Genomic DNA, 16,644 nt, shown 5'->3' with positions numbered 1-16,644 from the left:
CGCGCGACGGCGTCGTCGCGCGGGTCCTGGTCGGCGCCGAACGCGTCGGCGACCGACGCGGCCTCGGCCAGCGCGACGGCCGCCCGCGCGACGGGGTCGTTTCCGGCGTGCTCGCGCGCCTCGGCGATCAGCGCGAGCGTCTCTTCCGGGGGCGGCGTCCGGACGAACGTGCCCGAGAAGCGGAACACGGTGGTCGCGGCGGTCGCCAGGTCGGCGGCGGCGCGGGCGGTGTCGCCGGACCGGCGGGCGGCGTCCGCGGCGGCCCGGTGCAGGCGGTACATGTCGTCGCCGTGCATGCGGCACCCGGCGACCGCGGCGGCGTGCCGGAGCGCCGCCGCGGCGCCGGCCGGTTCCCCGGCCAGCGCGGCGGCCTGCTCGTACCGCTGCTGGGACTCGCCGACCAGGTTGCGGGTGAAGGCGAGTTCCGCCAGGCGGAGCGCGAGATCGTGCGCGTCCGCGCGGTGGTCCGGCTGGTCGGCCGCCCAGGCGAGGGCGGAGCGGAGGTCGTCGGCGGCGGCGTCGAAGCGGGGCCGCCAGTCCGTTCCGGCGGCGGCGAGGCCGGCCGCCGTCGCCAGGCACCAGCGCAGGTGCCGGGCGCGGACGCCGGCCAGCTCACCGGCTTCGGTGAGCCGCTCGACCCCGTACTGGCGGATCGTCTCCAGCGCCCGGTACACGGTCGCGCCCGCGGACGCCCGCACCACCAGCAGGCTCTGTTCCGCCAGGCGGGCCAGCCCGTCGACGACCACCCCCTGCTCGGCCCCGGCCACTTCCGCCGCCGCCGCGGCGGTGAACGGCGCGACGAACACCGACACCCGGCGCAGGAGCTCCCGGTCGGCCGGTTCGAGCAGGGTGTGGCTCCAGTCCACCGCTGCCCGCACCGAGCGGTGCCGGTCGTCGGCGCGGGGGCCGCCGGCGAGCGTCCGCAGCGGGTGGGACAGGGCCGCGGTGAGGCCGTCCAGCCCGAGCGTGGGGTACCGGGCGGCGGCCAGCTCGATCGACAGCGCCATGCCGTCCAGCCGCTCGCAGATCGAGCGGATGTGCTCGTGCAGCGGAGGGTCCAGCGGCCAGCCGATCGCCGTCGCCCGCTCCTTGAACAGCGCGACCGCGTCCGACTCCCCGTCGGACAGCGACAGCGGCGGGACGGCGTACACCCGCTCGAACGGCACCATCAGCCGGGCCCGGCTCGTCGCGAGCACCGTCACCTGGGGGCACGCCGCGAGCAGCCGCTCCAGGAACAGCGCCACGCCGTCCCGCACCTGCTCGCAGTTGTCCAGGACGAGCAGGAGGCGCCGGTCGGCCAGCGCCGCGGCCACCGACTCGGTCATGCCGCGGCCGGGCTGCTCGCCGAGACCGAGCGCGCCGGCGACCGCGTCCGCGACCATGCCCGGGTCGGTGACGGGCACCAGGTCGACGAACCAGACCCCGTCCGCGAACGCGCCCGCGGCGTCCGCCGCGACGGCCAGTGCGAGCCGGGTCTTGCCCACGCCTCCCGGCCCCACCGCGGTCACCTGCCGATGCTTCCCGATCAATTCGGCCAGCTCGGCGCGCTCGCTCGCCCGCCCGACGAACGAGGTCAGCGGGGCCGGCAGGACGGGCGCCGGCAGCGGCGCGCCGGCGTCGCGGCCGCCCGCGGCGGCCCGTCCGGCGAGCGCCCGCCGGTCCGGGACGTCCAGCTTCCGCAGCAGGGCGGAGACGTGGCTCTCGGCGGTGCGGACGGAGATGAACAGCCGCGCCGCGATCTCGGCGTTGCTGAGATGCTCCCCGACCAGCTCCAGCACCTCGGCTTCCCGGGGCGAGATATCCACTGTCGCTACCACTGTCCCATTCTGGCGCAAACACCCCGCATCCCGTCCCGTGTCCGCGCTGCGTAAGGGGTGCGTAGGGGCGGGTGCGTAGCCGGTTCCGTAGTCGCCACGGATGTGGCCGGGGCGGCCTCGACGCGAGGCTGTGTGCAGTTGAACAGCGGGTCGACGCGGCCCACGACTCCAGGAGTGACCATGAACGGCTCCCCCGTCCGCGGGATCAGGACCGTGCTGCATCCCGTGAGCGACCTGACCAAGGCCAAGGCGGTGTACACCGCCCTTCTCGGCCAGGCCCCTCAGACCGACTCGTCCTACTACGTCGGGTTCGAGGTCGGGGGCCAGCACATCGGGCTGGTCCCGGACGGCGGCCCGCAGGGCATGACCTCGCCGGTGGCCTACTGGCACGTGCCGGACATCGAGGCGAAGCTCGCCGAGCTGACCGCCGCCGGCGCGGCCGTCAAGGAGGCCGCGCACGACGTCGGCGCCGGACGGCTGGTCGCCACCGTCACCGACCAGGACGGCAACGTCCTCGGGCTGATCCAGGACCGCTGAGCACCGACCGTCGCCACCGGACGAACACCACCTAGCGAGAAAGAAGCGTCATGATCTCCTTCGCATCCGTCACCCTGGAAGTCTCCGACCCCGCGGCCGCGGAGGCCTTCTACGAGGCCTTCGGCATCGCCGACCGCGTGAACCTCCGCGCCTCGGACGAGCCGGCCACGGGATTCCGCGGCTTCGCGCTGTCGCTCGTCGCGTCCCAGCCCGGCAACGTCGACGCCCTCATCGGCGCCGCCGTCGACGCCGGCGCCACGACGCTGAAGCCCGCCACGAAGTCCTTCTGGGGCTACGGCGGCGTCGTCCGGGCCCCGGACGGGACGATCTGCAAGGTCGCGTCCTCCAAGAAGAAGGACTCCGCGCCCGCCGCCCGGGAGTTCGACCAGATCGCGTTGCTGCTGGGAGTCGCGGACGTCAAGGCGAGCAAGCGCTTCTATGTCGACCGCGGTCTGGCCGTCGCCAAGAGCTTCGGGGGCAAGTACGCCGAGTTCGACACCCCGTCCTCGGCCGTCACGCTGGCGCTCTACCCGCTCCGCGCCCTGGCCAAGGACATCGGGGTCCCGCAGGACGGCACCGGCTCGCACCGTCTCGTGCTCGTCGGCGGCGACGAGCCCTTCACCGACCCGGACGGCTTCGCCTGGGAGGCCGCGCCCGCCCGGACCCTGGCCTGAGGCCGCGTGAACTCGCCGCTCCGCCCGGGCTTGGGCGGAGCCGAGGCGCCGGCCATGCCCGGCGCCTCGATGGTCGGGGCTGCCGGAGACCGCCGTCCGGCGAGCCTAGAAGCCGTCGCCGGTCTGCTGGAGGGGCAGCCGCAGCGTGAAGCGAGTGCCGGGTGAGTGGTCGGCGATGTCCAGGCTGCCGTCGTGGGCCTGGGCGATCTGGCGGGCGATGGGCAGGCCCAGGCCGCTGCCCTCGGGATCGAACCGGCGAGCGTCGGCGCGCCGGAAGAAGCGGCGGAAGACGCTCTCGCGCTCGTCGGCGGGGATGCCGGGCCCGTCGTCGGTGACGTTCAGGACCGCGTCCCCTTGCTCGCGGGTGACCGTCACCTCGATGCGGCTTCGGGTGTGGCGTTCGGCGTTGTCGAGCAGATTGTTCAGCAGGCGTGTCAGCCGGACGGGCGAGACGTCCACGATGACGCCCGGCTCGGTGTCGACGGTGACCCGCACGCCCGGCGTCCGGTGTGCTTCGTCTCGGCGGGCCACTTCGGTCCGTACCAGGCGCGCCAGGTCGATCGACCTGGTGTCCAGCGGGGTGCGGGCCTCCAGCCGGGCCAGCTCCAGCAGGTCGGCGACGATGTCGCCGATGCGTTCGGCGTCGTGCAGCGCGGCGTCCAGGACCCGGCGGGAGTCGGCCTCGGGGTCGCTCAGCGCGACCTCCAGGCGGGTTCGCAGGCCGGAGACGGGGCCGCGCAGGTCATGGGAGGTGTCGGCGATGGCCTGCTGCTGGATCTCCAGGGCCCGGCGCGCCGCCTCCGCGGCGTGGCGCTCCCGCGCCTGGGCGCGCCGCAGCCGCTGGTTGACCTCCTGCAGCTCACGGGCCCGCGCGAACAGCTCGGCCTCCACCGCCTTCGTCTCGGCCGCCAGCGCCTGCCGAACCGGCTCGGCACTGGCGTCGGCCTCACGCAGTCGCTGGACGAACCCGGTGACGTCCTCCACCTGGTTGACCACCCACGCCACCCGCCCGTCCGGCCCGAGCAGCGGCGTGTTGACGATGGTCCAGTGCCGCTCCTGGAACACCCCCGACCCCGCCGGTTCCTCGACGTCGTAGCGTTGCAGGCCCATCCGGTCGGCCTCACCGTCGTTCACCACCTGTTCCAGCGAGGCCCTCAGCCGGCGGGCGCTGTCCCCCTCCGGCCCTCCGGGGAACACGTGGAACACGTACCGGCCGATCAACTGCTCGCGCGACCGCCCCGACGCCCGCTCGTACGCACAGTTGACCGTCACGTACTCCCACTCCCGCGACAAGACCGAACACGCCACGGGCAACGCCTGGAACAGCGCCGAGAAGTCGACATCGGCCATCTCTCACACATACTTCGCAACGCCGTAATTAGCACTCAATAGAGGGTCAATATGCCTCCAACACCGGATGGGGGAACCAGGCCGGGTTTCGCCCGTCTCGGAGCTTCAGGGCGGTGAAGTGCGGGAATCCCTGGAGTGACAGGGGAGGAGGGGGAAGCGATGGGCCGTGACCGAGGGAGGCCCTGATCCATGGACATCGGCGGCCATCCGTACGGTCCGGGCGCATGACGGCCTTCCGGAGCGACGGCCACGTCCCGCTGCGCGACTACGCGGTGATCGGGGACGGGCGCAGCGCCGCGCTGATCGCCGTCGACGGGTCGGTGGACTGGCTGGGGTTGCCGGACCTGGACTCCCCCTCGGTGTTCGCCGCCGTCCTGGATCCCGTCCGAGGCGGTTGCTTCGCGCTGGAACCCGAGGAGCCGTTCACGGTCGCGCGCCGGTACCTGCCGGGCACGAACGTGCTGGAGACCACGTTCACCACCGACCGTGGCAGTGTGCGAGTCACCGACTCGCTGACGCTGGAAGGCGACGGGACGCTGGGGCCGATGCGGGAATTGCAACGGCGCCTCGACGGCGTGACCGGCATCGTGCCGTTGCGGTGGAGCGTGCGGCCGCGGTTCGGTTACGGCGCCCGCCGTCCGCGGATCACACGGCGCGCCGGTGTGCCGGTGGTCGTGGAGGGCGGGGACGCGCTCGCGGTCTGTGCCTGGGACGCGGGTGAGCCGGTGTGCTCCGATCGGGAGATCAGTGGCCGCCTCGAACTGGGGACGGGACGCCAGGCTCTGTTGACGATGGCGTTCGCGCACCAGGAACCGCTCGTCCTCCCGACCCGGTCCGAATGCGACGCCCGTATAGAGCACACCATCGCGGCCTGGCGCGGCTGGTCGCGGGAACATTCGTACGAGGGCATGTGGCGGGACGCCGTGCTGCGCAGCGCACTGGCGCTCAAGCTCTTGATCTTCGCCCCCTCGGGAGCGATCGCCGCCGCGGTGACCTCCTCGCTGCCGGAGCAGGTCGGCGGCGGCCGCAACTGGGACTACCGCTTCTCCTGGGTCCGCGACTCGGTGTTCACCCTTGACGCGCTCCTCCGCCTGGGATGCCCCGCTGAGGCGGACGCCTACTTCTGGTGGCTCATGCATGCCACCCAGCTCACACATCCGCGACTGCGGGTGCTCTACCGGCTGGACGGGGGCGGCCACGCCCCGGAACGGACGCTCCCCCTGGAGGGATACCGGGGCTCCAAGCCGGTTCGGATCGGCAACGCGGCAGGCACCCAGGTCCAACTGGACACCTACGGTGAGCTGCTTCAGACCGGCTGGCTGTACGCCGGCGCCGCCGGACGGCTCGACACGGACCTCGCCCGGCGCCTGGCCGAGCTGGCCGACTTCGTCTCCACCGCCTGGCAGCGGCCCGACTCGGGGATCTGGGAGGTCCGCAGCGCGCCCCTGCACTTCACGCATTCGAAGATGATGTGCTGGATCGCGCTCGACCGGGCCATCGACCTGTGCGAGCGCGGACTGATCCAGGGCCGCGGTTCGGACCGCTGGCGCCTCGCCCGCACCCAGGTGCGCGACTTCGTCGAGACGCGTTGCTTCTCGTCCCGTCGCCGCTGCTACACGCGCTCCGCCGGCAGTTCTGAGCTGGACGCCGCCGTGCTGCTCGGTCTCCTCCACGGCTACGCGCAGCCCGATGACCCGCGCATGCGCGCCACGGTCGACGCCGTGGGCCGCGAGCTGCGCCACGGCCCGTTCGTCGACAGGTACTCCGGCGAGGACGGGTTGAGCGGCACCGAAGGCGCGTTCCTCGCGTGCTCCTTCTGGCTGGCCGAGTGCCTCGCCCGTACCGGGCGCCTCGCCCAGGCCGTCGCCCTGATGGACGACCTGGTCGGGCTGGCCAACGATGTCGGCCTGTACGGCGAGGAGATCGATCCGGACACCGGCGCCTTCCTCGGGAACCTGCCGCAGGGCCTGAGCCACCTGGCGTTGATCAACGCCGCGTGCGCCATCGGGTCGGTCGCCCGGGAGGAGGTCAGGTGAGCGCCTGGGGAACCGCCGCGGGCGCCTTCGTCGCCACCCTGGTCCTGACCACCGTCCTGCGGGCCGCCAGCGAGTTCAAGCTCACCCGCGTGGACCTGCCGTTCCTGCTCGGCACCACCCTGACCGCGAACCGGGCCCGCGCCAAGGCGATCGGCTACCTCCTGCACTTCGTCAACGGCCAGTTGTTCGCGTTCGGCTACTACGCCGTCTTCCTCGCCATCGGCCACGCCGGCTGGGGGCTCGGGGCCCTCTTCGGTCTGGTGCACGGGCTGTTCGCCGGCACCGCGCTGGTCAACATCCTGCTGCCGCTGGTCCACCCGCGAATGGGCAGCCCGTTGACCAGCGCTCCCAAGGTGGCCCTTCTGGAACCCCCCGGGTTCCTGATGCTCAACTACGGGCCCAGCACGCCACTGGTGACCATCCTCGCCCACGTCGGCTACGGAGCCATAGTCGGAGGCTTCACCACCCTCGGCCCCCACGGCTGAACCCGCCCGGCTCCGTTGGGGTTGTTCAGTGGTGCCAGGGGAGGCGGATCGGCTCGGATGGGGTGCGGCCCGCCAGGAGGTCGGTGAGGAGTTCCGCGAGCTTGAGGGGGTAGACCGGCTCTCCCACGCTCGCCAGTTCCTCGATCCGCCACCAGCGATGGGCGCTGACATGCTCGCGCTCGATCCGGGTGAACCCCGTGGTGTCGATGTCGAGGGCCGGCGTGCGGAACAGGAAGAAGTCGTCCCGGAACACGCCCCGGGCCCAGCCCAGGTCCGCGTAGCCGGAGGCCAGGGCGACCTGCGGGCCGAGCTCCTCCGGAGAGACGATCAGGCCGGTCTCCTCGCGCAGTTCGCGGGCCGCGGCCGCGGGCAGGGTCTCGCCCTCCTCGACGCCTCCGCCCGGAGTGATCCAGCAGTGGCCCGCCCCGGGGTCGCCGGCGGCCTTCGGCCAGCGGAACAGCAGGACGCGGTCGGTGTCGTCCACCAGCAGCACACGGGCGGAGCGCCGCCGGTAGACCTCGTCGGCCGGCGCGGTCACGTGCCCAGCACGGAGGCCAGCTTGGCCAGCTGGGCGTCGTAGATGCGCTGGAGGCCCTTGGGAGCGAAGGTCCGCTCGAAGAAGCCTCCGATGCCGCCCGCTCCGTCCCAGGTGGTGGTGACGTGGACGCGCGCGCCTCCGTCGGCGGGGGTGACCGTCCACGTGGTGACCATCGAGGAGTTGGCGTCCCGTTCCACCAGGCGATCGCCGGCGGGGGCGCTCACGGTGAAGAGGCAGTCGCGCACCCGCTTGCTGGTGGCCGCCAGCTTCCAGTGCACCACCGTGCCCTCGCCCTGGCCGCCTTCCCGCACCTCGTACTCGCTGAAGTGCTCCGTCAGCATGCGGGATCGGACCCCCGTGTAGTCGCTGAGCGCTCCGAGGACCTGGTCCGGGCTCGCCTGCAGCGTGCTCTCCGCGTTAACCACGACTTGTCCCATGCCGATCATCCTTTCACCGCACCGGACTGGCGAGCGCATCGCCGGGCGCCCACGCCCCCTCCGAGACTACGACCCGGTCCTCCGAATCCGGCCACCGGAGGGTGGGGACAGCGACCGTTCGACGTGGTTCCCTACGACTATCCCGGCAATCGGACGAGGGCCGGGGCAAGTCTTGGAGAGTCGCGTGGAAACGAGCAGATCTCGGACTCCGGAAACCTCGACGGACGCCGCTCAGCGAAGCGCCAGAATCGCCGGTGTCTGGTTCATCCTCACCTTCGTCCTCTCGATCCCGGCGGTGCTGCTGTACGACCCCGTCCTCAATGACGCGAACTACGTCCTGGGAGCGGGCGCGGACACGCAGGTGCGGGTCGGAGCGCTCCTCGAGATTCTGACCGCCGTCGCGAACATCGCCACCGCGGTCGTGCTGTTCCCGATCCTGAAGCGGCAGAGCGAGAGCATCTCCCTCGGTTACGTCGGCACGCGAATCCTCGAATCGACCGTCATCGTGGTGGGGGTCGTCAGCGTGCTCGCCGTCGTGACGTTGCGGCAGGACCTGGCGGGCGGGGGCGGCGCCGACGCCGTTCTGGCCGGCCGGTCACTGGTGGCGTTGAAGGATCAGACGTTCCTGCTCGGCCCCGCCTTCTGCGCGGGCTTCGGCAACGGACTGCTGCTGGGCTACCTGATGTACCGGTCCGGCTTGGTCCCCCGTCCCATGGCGCTCATCGGGCTCATCGGCGGCCCCATCGCATGCGCCACCGCGACCGCTGTCCTGTTCGGCGTCTACGAGCAGCAGTCCCCCGTGAACTTCCTGTTCACGGCGCCGGAAATCGTCTGGGAAGCGTCACTGGGCATCTGGCTCGTCACCAAGGGATTCCGCCCCTGCCTCCTCATCACAGGAAGGGTCCCCCAGACCACACAGGCGCCTGAGACACCGTGACCACATTTCAATGTCCGGCACCAGCGGGTACCGCCTGACGCCTCGTCAAAAAATCAGGCGGGCGGCGTCCTCGGAGACTTCTCTCCATTGAGGCAGGGCATCCACGTATGCGCCATTAGTCAGAGCTTTCTTCCACCATTGCGGGCGGCGTCTGCGCACGCCGCTCGCAGAAGGCGTCCCCGTTGTGAAGGACGTCCGGTGGTCAGTTCTGGGCGAGAATGGCGCCGAGGCGGTCGACGGTGGCCCGGGACTGCAGGTGCAGGTCGGCGATGTCCAGTCCCTCGTCGCCCAGCACGACGAGCAGTCCCGTGCGCCGGACGGCGTAGACCACGATGTGACCGCTCTGGCAGCGGGTCACCACCTCGCGCAGTTCGCCCATGCCGACCTCGTTCCCCGCGCTTCGGCCGAGGCCCAGCGAGGCGGCGGCGAGCGCCGCCAGCACGTCGGGCCGGACCTCGTCGGTGTCGGAGGCCACCAGCATCCCGTCCACCGACGCCACGGCCGCGTCCGTGACGCCCACGACCTGGCCCCGGAGTGCCTGCAGTTCCGCCAGTACGGCTTCGCGCATACCCGTTCCCCCCAATTCGCCCCGAGACGGAGACGCGGTCAGACGCTGAGTTCGGCTTCGATGCGCCGCAGGTGGTGCCTGGCGAGCGCCAGGTTGGCGCGTTCCCGGTTGAGTGCGAGGTAGAGGAACAGGCGGCCGTGGCCTCGCCCGAGGACGCGGATCAAATTGTACTGCCGGTTCAAGGTGATCAGGATGTCCTCGACGGAGTCGTCGATGGCCAGCGATTCCAGGGTCCGGACCTCGGCGCGCACGACCTCGGTGCTGCCGGCGGCCGCGATCTCCAGGTCGAGTTCGGGGCCGCCTCCCAGCGACCCGAGGGACATGCCGCTGTCATAGTCGACCAGGGCCGCGCCCATAGCGCCCTCGATCGCCATGGCTTCCTTGAGCGCCGTTTCGATGTTCATACCACTCCCGACGAATTGCTTATTTCGGACGCTAATATATCCGGCGAACGGGCTTCCACAACCGGGAAGCCTCGGATTACGCCGATGCGGCGCCGTGGCCACACTCAAAGGGGCACCAAGCACCATCAGAGAAGGCGAGAAGGGACAGATGGCACCAGAAGCGCAGCTTCCGGCAGAACGTGGGCGCGACCACGCGGGCGTGCTGATTTCGGCACTTACCCGGCGCGGTCGGCAGCGGTTCACCGGAACCCTGCGGATGGACGGGTCCCCGGGCGGCTCGGTGAGCATGCGCGATGGCCTGGTGGTGGCCGCCTCCACCCCTGCCGCGCCGGGACCCGAGCCGCTGCTGCTGCGGTCGGGACGGATCAGCGAAGCCGACTGGAGCGCCGCCTTCACCGCCGGCGCCCCCGAGGGCCGGCTGGAGCGCGAACTGGTGGTGCGCGGGCTCCTCGGCGACGCCGGCGTGCAGGTCATCACCCGCGCCGCGGTCGCCGACGCGCTGTTCGCCATGGCCCTGTGCGGGGTCCGCACCTGCACCGCCGAACCCGACGACGCCGCCCCGCTGCTCGCGTCCGACCCCGGCCTCGACACCGAACGGGCCACCCGCGAGATCCGCCGCCGGCTCGATCTCGCCCAGTCCTGGACCGTGCTCGGCCTGTCCGTGCGATCGAGGCCGCGAAGCGGCCGGCCGGCGGGGTCCGTGCCCGTCAACGCCCAGCGGCGGGAACTGCTCGCCAAGGTCAACGGCCGCCGGACACCCCGCGACATCGCCTTCGCCCTCGGACGCGGCCTGTTCCCGGTCATGAGCGACCTGGCCACCCTCATCGCCGACGGGCTGGCCACCATCGAACCGCCCCTCATCGAGGGATCCGAGGCCCCCATTCCCCCGGCGCCGCAGAGCGAGCCCGTCGCCCGCACGCCGGAACTCCCGAGCGAGGGCATCCGATCGCGGCCGGCCCCGCCTCCCCCGCATCTGAACGCTCCCTCCGAGGAGCCGGCCGGGCTGCCTCGGCGCAGGCACCGGAGCACCGACCACGAACCGCGATTCCAGCGGAAGCCGCCGGCCTGACGCCGGGCCTTTTCCGGCGACGCCGCCTCGCGGAATGCCTGGAAAAAGTAGTCAACCCGATCGCCCGGCCGAACTTGGCCACCGTGTCCCGGCCGGGCTAGTGTTGCCGGAAACAACTTGATCTTGGGTGGAGGTCGTACGTGGCCGAGGATGGCCTGTCCCCGGAAATCGATCTCACCCGACCGAGCGTCGCCCGCATGTACGACTACTACCTGCATGGAAAAGACAACTTCCAGGTGGACCGGGACGCGGCGGACCGGGTCGCGCGGGCCATGCCGGAGATCGGCGAGCTCGCCCTGGAGAACCGCTCGTTCCTGCGTCGCTCCGTGCGGTACATGGCGCGCCGGGGAATCCGGCAGTTCCTCGACATCGGCTCCGGGCTGCCGACCGTCGGCAACACGCACGAGATCGCCCATGAGATCGTCCCGGACGCCCGCGTCCTGTACGTCGACAGCGATCCGGTGGTCCTGGTGCACGGGCGCGCCCTGCTCGCGACCAACGAGTTCACCACCGTCGCCCAGGCCGACATGCGCCGCCCCGCCGAGGTCCTCGGCCACGCCCGGAGCACCGGGCTGATCGACTTCTCCGCTCCGGTCGGCGTGCTGATGATCGCCATGACGCACTTCCTCACCCTGGAGGAGCGGGAGGACGTCATGGCGCCCCTGCGGGAAGCCCTGGCGCCGGGCAGCCACCTCGCCGCGACGCACGTGACGACGGAAGGGCACTCCGCGAAGGCCGTCGAGCAGATCGAGGGGGCCTACGCGGCCACTCCCACCCCCATCTATTTCCGCAACAAGGCGGACATCGAGCTCTTCTTCGACGGCTTCGCGTTCGTCCATCCCGGTCTGGTCACCATCGACGCGTGGAACCCCGAAGACGACGAGACGGATAAACCGGCCGCAGAAGTCGGCAAATGGCTTTACGGGGGCGTCGGCCGCATAGGTTGACGCCGGCCCACGAGCGTCCGCACTGGGGCGAGGGCGTCACCAAGCTGCACGAGGCCGAAGTCGCCCTCGCCTCGGAACAGCACGCGCCCCGGTGGTCCCAGATAGCGCACGACTGCGGCTCGATCGCTCGCGATTAGCTCCTCGAAGGGCCTGACATGGCCGGTGGGCGGCACGGCGCCGCTGTTTCCCGCCACGGAATCCGCAGCGCCTTCCACAGCAGCGGCCCGTCCCAGATGATGATCTCTTCTTCGCTCACCCACATCCGGGGGCGCACCAGGACCAGCCTCAGCGCCTGGATCGCCACGGTCACCGTCACGGCCGTGAGGACCGGCCACCACGAACCGGCGATCGACTCGCTCAACGTGGCCCCCTCCTGGCGGGTGAACCACTCGGCGAGGAGGAGCGTCGCCGCCGCACCCGCGGGGACGAGGACGACCGCGGCGCACGTAGTCCGCCGCCGAGTCGACCTCGCGTCTCCCGCTCATCCCGTCCCGAGTCCCGACCGCCGTCCGGCCACGAGCCGCACGGCACGTTCCCACAGTGACCGATCACATTATGCGGGGCATCAGAGGCTTACCCGGCGGGTGGAGAACTGTGCCGCGGGAGCGCGGGGCCAAAGACCGCCGCACCCCTTCCTACCACCCGGGCGCGGCGCAGAGGGTGGTGCCCGTCCCCCCGCTTGGAGGCCGGTTCCATGACCAGTGTCGCCCGCCCCGGTGATCGCGAGACGTCGCCGACCCCGGAGGTGGGCCGATGAGGCTGCCGCTGCGTCGCCGCCGCGCCGCGCCGGTGGAGGCGCTCATCGGGCCGGCCCTGAGCGAGCACAAGTGGTACCGCAAGGCCGCCGAGCTGTCGGGCACCGGGACGCTCACCATGGCCCGGCGGCTGCCGACCCTGATCGGGCAGGTGATGCGGCTCGCGTGGCGCGCGAGTCCGCGGGACCTGGCCGCGACCATCGCGTTCAACGTGGCCGCGGGGGTGTTCACCGCGTTCGGCCTGCTGGCCACCACCGGAGTGCTGACCGCGCTGTTCTCGGCGGGCCCGACCCCCGACCGGGTGCGGGCCGCCGCGCCGGAGCTGGTGCTGGTGGGGGTCGCGGTCACGGTCCGTGCGGGGTTCTCGGCGGCGGCGCAGTGGGCGCAGGCCCGGCTGCGCCCGCAGGTCGAGCAGATCGTCGAGCGGCGGTTGTACGAGCTGACGACCGCGATCGAGCTGGCGGCGTTCGACGACGCCGAGTTCCAGGACGACCTGCACCGGGCGCGGATGCGGGGCGTGGACTCGGCCCCGTCCATGGTCGACAACGCGGTGGACCTGTTCACCGCCGCCGTCGGCGTCACGGCGGCGGCCGGCGCGCTCGGCGTCCTGCATCCGGTGCTGCTGCCGCTGCTGTTGCTGACCGCGCTGCCCGAGGGATGGGCGGCGGTCCGCGCGGCCCGGCTGGGATACCTGACCCAGCTGGATCTGGTGGAGGTGCGGCGGCGGAGCTGGATCATGTCCGAGCTGATGACCGAGCGGCGCCACGCCGCCGAGGTCCGCTCCTTCACCGTGCGGGCCTTCCTGCTGCGCCAGTACGCGGCGCTGGCCGCCCACATCCGTCGCGTGCTGCTCGACCTGGCACGCCGGCAGACGATGTCCCAGGTCTGGGGCGACGTCCTCAAGGGTGTCGCGACCGCGCTGATGTACACGGCGCTGGGGCTGCTCCTGTGGCGAGGCGTGATGCCGCTCGCGGTGGCCGGGACGGCCGTCCTGGCGATCCGCGCCGGGCAGACCTCTCTCGTGAACCTCGTCTACGCCCTGAACCGCTGCTACGAGGACGGCCTGTACTTCAGCGACTACATGGCCTACTGCCAGAACGCCGAACAGCGCGTCCACCGGGCTCGCGCCGGCGAACCGGACGACATGGAGAGGCATCTCGCGGCGTTGCGCGGGTTCGCGGAGATCCATGCCGAGGAGGTGACCTTCACCTACCCCGACAGTGACACCCCCTCGCTGTGCGAGGTGTCGGTGCGGCTCGGCCGCGGTGAGATCGTCGCGCTGGTCGGGGAGAACGGATCGGGGAAGACGACCCTCGCCAAGATCCTCGCCGGGCTCTACGCCCCGCAGAGCGGCCTGGTCCGCTGGGACGGCACCCGCGTGAGCGACCTGGCCCCCGAGGCCCTGCGGCGGGCCATCGCCGTCGTCGCCCAGGACCACACCCACTGGCCGATGACCGCCGCCGACAACATCACCATGGGCGACGACCTGGCCGCCGCCGGCGTCCGGGCGAACGTCGACGAGGCCGCGACCAACGCCGGCGCCGACCAGGTCATCGCCACCCTCCCCCTCGGTCTCGAAACCCTCCTGGACAAACGCTTCGCCAACGGATGCGAACTGTCGGGCGGCCAGTGGCAGCGACTGGCGGCCGCACGCGGCTTCTACCGGGACGCGCCCCTGCTGATCTGCGACGAACCCACCGCCGCGCTCGACGCCCGCGCCGAACACCACCTGTTCGACCAGATCCGCCGGCACGCCGCACAGCACGGCCGCACCGTCCTGCTGATCACCCACCGGCTCGCGAGCGTCCGCCACGCCGACCGCATCTACGTCCTCGAAGGCGGCCGCGTCACCGAGCACGGCGACCACCACGCACTCATGGCCCTGAACGGCCTGTACGCCGAACTGTACGAACTACAGGCATCGGCCTACCGCCAAGGCGACGAGGAAGACGCTCTCGCCGCCAATCCGGTATCCGGCTCCCCACGCGGCCCGGCCTTCTGACAAGGCGGCGTCAGGTGCGGTGGGTCGCGATGCGAAATCCTCGCGTGGAGGCGATGATGTCTCTGCATTCACCACGGGGTTCGAGTCCGGCTTTTGGCATGACTGGCAGTTTGACGGGCATGCCGGGTCCGTTTCGGACGTCTGAAACATGCCTATCTGGGCTTGCCGGTGGTTGCCGGATTCGGTCAGGTGGTAAGTCGGCGGATATCGGGGTGGGCTTTCGGCGGCGGGTGATCATTTTTTATGATGTTCTTGGCTGAGGGGGTCCGTCGATCCGGACGCCGGTGCTCCGCCCGAGAGGCGCGGCCGGCCCGTGGAACGGAGAACGCCTTTTGGGTGCGCGCGTATCGTGGAGACGGCTGTCGCGGATCGTTCCCCTCATCGTCGTCGGGGCGCTGCTCGCCACGACGGCGGGGCTCGGCGTGGGCGCCCTCGTCCATCCGGGTGATCTCGCGGGCTCGGCCTGGTACTCCTTCCTCGCCGGGTTCCTGCTGGCCATCGGCCTGTACGGGAGCACGCACGAGATCGATCTGAGGGCGCTCCGGCAGGACGCCCGGGGCGTGCTGGTCGCCGTCACGCTGGGCGTGGTCATCAAGGCGGTCCTGATCGCCGGCGTGATGCTGCTGGTGTTCCACGACGCCCGCTACCTGGTCCTCGGTATCGCCGTCGCGCAGATCGATCCCCTGTCGGTGGCCGCGATGCGGGCGAACAGCCGTATGTCGTCGCGGGCGAAGGCGCTCCTGTTCGCCTGGGCCTCGTTCGACGACCCCGTGACGGTGCTCCTCTCCCTCTACTTCTCGATCCTCGCCTTCCGGCTTTCGGGACGGGACGGATCGCCGCAGGCCGGCCCCTCAGGGGACGGGCTCAGCGCCTATCTGAGCGATCTGGGATTGAACCTCGCGCTGGCCGCCGGTGCCTATCTGGTCTTCGTCGCGCTGCGGGGCCTGCGGACGCCCGCGGGCCCTGCCTCCTCCGCGCGGCGAGCGGGGACGAGCCGGCGGTTCGCCGATCTGCTCTCCATGGCGGTGCTCCTGGGCGTCTTCCTCGTCGCGGCCCAGTGGATGCTGATGCTCGCCGTGGCGGTGATCGGTCTCTTCCTCAGAGTCGGGACGTACGCGAAGGTGATCGACCGCGCCGTGGCGACCGCCTTCCTGGTCGCCTCCTTCGCCCTCGGCCTGCTGCTGGTGAACGGCGTCGACCTGCTTCCCGCGCTGGTGCTGGGCTTCGCGGCGTTCGGCGCCCAGGCGCTGATCTCGCTGCTCGTGGTGCCCGTGCTGGAGCACGGGCTGAGCCGTCGCGACCGCGTCCATTTGGCCCTCGGCCAGCAGAACGGGATCACCGCGATCATTCTGGCGCTGGCGCTGGAGCCCGACTTCCGCGGCACCGTCGGGATCGTCGCGCCGGCGATCCTGGTCGTGAACGTCCTGCACTACGCCTCCAACGGGGTGCTGAACAGGCTCGCCGGCGATCCGCCGCACCCCCCGGTCGACGAGCCGGGCCCGCCCGGGGGGAGCTCGCCCCGGCCCGGTGCGCTGTCCGGTGCCGCGCCGCCGTCCGGCCCGCCGGTCCCCGGGCCGTCCCCCGAGACCGACGCGTGCGCCTCCGCTCCCGCCGACTCGGAAACGTGACCCTTACCGCCGGGACGCCACGCGCGGACGCCCCATGATTCGGTTCTGGCCGAACACGGAAAACGCGCCATGGGACATAGTCGTCATTGCGGGATGAGGCTAGCCTCGACCATGCCCATGCGGGATGACGGATGTGGCCTTGACCCCTGCGGCCGAATTCGGTCAGCCCCAAAGAACTGCCGTACCAGCCGAATAGAGTGATCGATGGACGATGCGAGTGAGGAACTCCCGACCACCATCATCGACGTGACCGACTTCGATCTCGATCAAATGGACGCCCTGCCGAGCGAGGCCCTCCGCAGAGCCCTCAGCCGCGTCTATTACGAGAACCTCCGGGAATCGGCCTTGTATCTCACGTTCAAAGCGCGAATATGAAAGCGTTGTGCGGACGGTCGCGAATGTTGCAGTTGTGAGCGGCGTCCGCGGCGCCGGCGACGGCCCGCCGCCGGACGCGAGGTCC

The 16,644-nt window shown here is 71.4% G+C and carries 17 protein-coding genes; 10 read left to right on the top strand and 7 right to left on the bottom strand.

Going from position 1 to position 16,644, the window contains the following annotated elements:
* Positions 1 to 1,805 (bottom strand): LuxR C-terminal-related transcriptional regulator (locus tag AB0K37_RS21335; protein ID WP_363983677.1); only part of this gene is annotated, 1,805 nt, incomplete at its 3' end.
* 192 nt (positions 1,806 to 1,997) lie between these two features.
* Between AB0K37_RS21335 and AB0K37_RS21330 the strand changes: the two genes are divergently transcribed.
* Together AB0K37_RS21330 and AB0K37_RS21325 are read left to right on the top strand one after the other, a co-directional pair.
* A complete protein-coding gene (locus tag AB0K37_RS21330; protein ID WP_345175917.1) occupies positions 1,998 to 2,354 on the top strand; it encodes a VOC family protein in 357 nt (118 codons plus the stop codon).
* Between the two features lie 50 nt (positions 2,355 to 2,404).
* The gene (locus AB0K37_RS21325; RefSeq protein ID WP_363983675.1) at positions 2,405 to 3,028 is read left to right on the top strand and encodes a glyoxalase; all 624 of its coding nucleotides are present in this window, start codon (positions 2,405 to 2,407) and stop codon (positions 3,026 to 3,028) included.
* Positions 3,029 to 3,133: 105 nt separating this feature from the next.
* On the opposite strand, the gene AB0K37_RS21320 is transcribed toward AB0K37_RS21325, so the two are convergent.
* On the bottom strand, positions 3,134 to 4,378 hold the full coding sequence (locus tag AB0K37_RS21320) for an ATP-binding protein (protein ID WP_363983673.1): 1,245 nt from the start codon (positions 4,376 to 4,378) through the stop codon (positions 3,134 to 3,136).
* Between the two features lie 224 nt (positions 4,379 to 4,602).
* Here AB0K37_RS21320 and AB0K37_RS21315 point away from each other — a divergent pair, with 224 nt between their 5' ends.
* The gene (locus AB0K37_RS21315) at positions 4,603 to 6,414 is read left to right on the top strand and encodes a glycoside hydrolase family 15 protein (RefSeq protein WP_363983671.1); all 1,812 of its coding nucleotides are present in this window, start codon (positions 4,603 to 4,605) and stop codon (positions 6,412 to 6,414) included.
* The gene (locus AB0K37_RS21310; RefSeq protein ID WP_363983669.1) at positions 6,411 to 6,899 is read left to right on the top strand and encodes a hypothetical protein; all 489 of its coding nucleotides are present in this window, start codon (positions 6,411 to 6,413) and stop codon (positions 6,897 to 6,899) included. The genes AB0K37_RS21315 and AB0K37_RS21310 overlap by 4 nt, the downstream gene beginning before the upstream one ends.
* Before the next feature lie 25 nt (positions 6,900 to 6,924).
* On the opposite strand, the gene AB0K37_RS21305 is transcribed toward AB0K37_RS21310, so the two are convergent.
* Both AB0K37_RS21305 and AB0K37_RS21300 read right to left on the bottom strand, forming a co-directional pair.
* Positions 6,925 to 7,437: an NUDIX domain-containing protein gene (locus tag AB0K37_RS21305; protein WP_363983667.1), complete on the bottom strand. Its 513-nt coding sequence runs from the start codon at positions 7,435 to 7,437 to the stop codon at positions 6,925 to 6,927.
* Positions 7,434 to 7,874 carry an SRPBCC family protein gene (locus tag AB0K37_RS21300; protein ID WP_363983665.1) on the bottom strand — a complete coding sequence of 147 codons (441 nt, stop codon included), beginning with the start codon at positions 7,872 to 7,874 and terminating at the stop codon, positions 7,434 to 7,436. Before AB0K37_RS21300 ends, AB0K37_RS21305 begins: the two co-directional genes overlap by 4 nt.
* Positions 7,875 to 8,058: 184 nt before the next feature.
* Here AB0K37_RS21300 and AB0K37_RS21295 point away from each other — a divergent pair, with 184 nt between their 5' ends.
* Positions 8,059 to 8,811, top strand: a complete 753-nt coding sequence (locus AB0K37_RS21295) for a DUF4386 domain-containing protein (RefSeq protein ID WP_363983663.1) — start codon at positions 8,059 to 8,061, stop codon at positions 8,809 to 8,811.
* Between the two features lie 202 nt (positions 8,812 to 9,013).
* Here AB0K37_RS21295 and AB0K37_RS21290 read toward each other — a convergent pair whose 3' ends face one another.
* Both AB0K37_RS21290 and AB0K37_RS21285 read right to left on the bottom strand, forming a co-directional pair.
* Positions 9,014 to 9,379 carry a roadblock/LC7 domain-containing protein gene (locus AB0K37_RS21290; RefSeq protein ID WP_363983661.1) on the bottom strand — a complete coding sequence of 122 codons (366 nt, stop codon included), beginning with the start codon at positions 9,377 to 9,379 and terminating at the stop codon, positions 9,014 to 9,016.
* 38 nt (positions 9,380 to 9,417) lie between these two features.
* A complete protein-coding gene (locus AB0K37_RS21285) occupies positions 9,418 to 9,783 on the bottom strand; it encodes a hypothetical protein (protein ID WP_363983659.1) in 366 nt (121 codons plus the stop codon).
* 280 nt (positions 9,784 to 10,063) lie between these two features.
* Here AB0K37_RS21285 and AB0K37_RS21280 point away from each other — a divergent pair, with 280 nt between their 5' ends.
* Positions 10,064 to 10,852, top strand: a complete 789-nt coding sequence (locus AB0K37_RS21280) for a hypothetical protein (RefSeq protein ID WP_363983657.1) — start codon at positions 10,064 to 10,066, stop codon at positions 10,850 to 10,852.
* Between the two features lie 140 nt (positions 10,853 to 10,992).
* Positions 10,993 to 11,799, top strand: a complete 807-nt coding sequence (locus AB0K37_RS21275; protein ID WP_363983656.1) for an SAM-dependent methyltransferase — start codon at positions 10,993 to 10,995, stop codon at positions 11,797 to 11,799.
* Positions 11,800 to 11,932: 133 nt separating this feature from the next.
* On the opposite strand, the gene AB0K37_RS21270 is transcribed toward AB0K37_RS21275, so the two are convergent.
* Positions 11,933 to 12,160, bottom strand: a complete 228-nt coding sequence (locus AB0K37_RS21270; RefSeq protein ID WP_363983654.1) for a hypothetical protein — start codon at positions 12,158 to 12,160, stop codon at positions 11,933 to 11,935.
* A 392-nt stretch (positions 12,161 to 12,552) separates the two neighbouring features.
* Here AB0K37_RS21270 and AB0K37_RS21265 point away from each other — a divergent pair, with 392 nt between their 5' ends.
* The 3 genes from AB0K37_RS21265 (at position 12,553) to fxsA (ending at position 16,559) form a co-directional block, all read left to right on the top strand.
* A complete protein-coding gene (locus AB0K37_RS21265) occupies positions 12,553 to 14,556 on the top strand; it encodes an ABC transporter ATP-binding protein (RefSeq protein WP_363983652.1) in 2,004 nt (667 codons plus the stop codon).
* Positions 14,557 to 14,888: 332 nt separating this feature from the next.
* Positions 14,889 to 16,184: a hypothetical protein gene (locus AB0K37_RS21260; protein WP_363983650.1), complete on the top strand. Its 1,296-nt coding sequence runs from the start codon at positions 14,889 to 14,891 to the stop codon at positions 16,182 to 16,184.
* Between the two features lie 204 nt (positions 16,185 to 16,388).
* Complete coding sequence (gene fxsA, locus AB0K37_RS21255) at positions 16,389 to 16,559, top strand: FxSxx-COOH cyclophane-containing RiPP peptide (RefSeq protein ID WP_363983648.1); 171 nt, start codon at positions 16,389 to 16,391, stop codon at positions 16,557 to 16,559.
* Positions 16,560 to 16,644 lie beyond the last annotated feature (85 nt).

Source organism: Actinomadura sp. NPDC049753, assembly GCF_040674655.1.
Lineage (GTDB): Bacteria > Actinomycetota > Actinomycetes > Streptosporangiales > Streptosporangiaceae > Spirillospora > Spirillospora verrucosospora.
This window is presented reverse-complemented; position numbering and strand designations above follow the sequence as displayed.